This window comes from Actinoplanes sp. NPDC051633 (genome assembly GCF_040681735.1).
GTDB lineage: Bacteria > Actinomycetota > Actinomycetes > Mycobacteriales > Micromonosporaceae > Actinoplanes.
In genome coordinates, this window is sequence record NZ_JBFAZH010001542.1 from 1 (window position 1) to 1509 (window position 1509).

Genomic DNA, 1509 nt, shown 5'->3' on the forward strand with positions numbered 1-1509 from the left:
CCGGGCGGACGCTGGAGCGCCCCGGCCGACACCGCCCGCCTGGTCGCCTGGCTGCTGAGCGACGAGGCGGACTGGGTGGCCGGCAACAAGACCCTCGTCATCCTCTCGGCGGCCGACGGCAAACCGGTCTCCTCCGGCACGGTCCACACCGGACTCACCGACCACGTCGTGGCGGCCGGCGGCGCCCTCTATCTCACCAGGGGAGCCAACATCCGCGCCTACGCTCCCTGAGCTCATCGGTGGACGGGTCCGGACGGCCCGGGTCATCGTGCCGACCACCCGCCGTCGGAGGCGATGGTCTGGCCGGTCACCCAGTCCGCCTCGTCGCTCAGCAGCCAGGCGACCAGGCGGGCGGTGTCGGCCGGGGCGCTCCAGCGTCCGCCCGGATTGAGCCGGGTCACCTCGGCCCGGAGGGCGTCGTCGGCGTACCCGGTGTCGTTCGGTCCCGGGTTGATGCAGTTGACGGTGATGCCGCGAGGCATCAGGTGCACCGCGAGGCTGCGGGTGAGTTCGTGCAGGGCCGCTTTGGAGGCGATGTAGGGAAGCTCGGCGGGCATGGCGCCGTGGTACTGCCCGGAGGTCATCCACAGCACGCGCCCGCCCGGACGAGTGTCGTCGTGCCGGGCGGCGAACGCCTTGGCCAGCAGAAGCGTCGCCCGGGTGTTGACGGCGAAGCTGTGGTCGAGCTCCTCGGCGGTCAGGTCCTCGAGGGACTGCATGCTGCCGCGGGCGTGGTTGGCCACCAGCGCGTCGACGTGCCCGAACGCGTCGCGCGCGGTGTCCACCAACGCCGCCGGCGCATCGGGGTCGGCGAGATCCGCCGAGACGTGCTCGACCCGGCCGCCGGCCCGGCGCAGCTCATCGACGAGAGCTTCGGGGCCACCTGGATCCGCGCCCCACGATTGCCCGGCATCATGCGGAGCCCAGGAATGCAGGAGAACCGCGTAACCGTCGGCGACCAGTCGGCGGGCGATGGCTGCTCCGATCGCGATGCGGCGGCTCGCTCCGGTCACGATGACGACGCGGTCGCTCACAACGTGCGGTCCAGCAGCTCGACCAGCCGGGCCGCGTAGCGCCCGTCCGGGTCCAGGTCGGGGCGGAAGTCGGCGATGCTGACACCGAGGAGGTTCTCCGCGGCCGCCAGCGGGGCGAGCACCGTCGCGAGCTGGTCCAGGTCGGGCCCGCCGGGCTGCGGATAGGTCACCGCCGGCATGACCGCGGCATCCAGGACGTCCACGTCGATGTGCAGCCACATCGGCAGAGAAGTCCGGGTGGCCGCCCTGGCCCCCGCCTCGTGTGGGTCGCGGAGCACCGCCGGCGCGTCGACGGCGAGCAGGCCGGCCGGCAGCCGGGCCAGTTCCGCCGCCGAGGCCTGGTCCAGCCCGGCGGTGCGGTGTCCGATGAGGACCACGTTGCCGGCGGCGACCATCGGCGGCGGCCCGCCCAGGCCGGTCAGGCTCGGCGGCCCGTCGCCGGTGAGCACCGCCAGCTCCGAGTCCGCCGTCTCCC

At 73.8% G+C, this 1509-nt stretch carries 2 protein-coding genes and 1 pseudogene; 1 reads left to right on the forward strand and 2 read right to left on the reverse strand.

The annotated features are described in order from the left end of the window. Window positions 1-231: pseudogene (locus AB0M20_RS42940) on the forward strand (hypothetical protein); the annotation flags it as partial. A gap of 32 nt (window positions 232-263) precedes the next feature. Here AB0M20_RS42940 and AB0M20_RS42945 read toward each other — a convergent pair. Further along, a complete protein-coding gene (locus AB0M20_RS42945; RefSeq protein WP_364307199.1) occupies window positions 264-1034 on the reverse strand; it encodes an SDR family oxidoreductase in 771 nt (256 codons plus the stop codon). Continuing rightward, a partial coding sequence (locus AB0M20_RS42950) for an arginase family protein (RefSeq protein ID WP_364307200.1) occupies window positions 1031-1509 on the reverse strand: 479 nt, incomplete at its 5' end. The genes AB0M20_RS42950 and AB0M20_RS42945, both read right to left, overlap by 4 nt.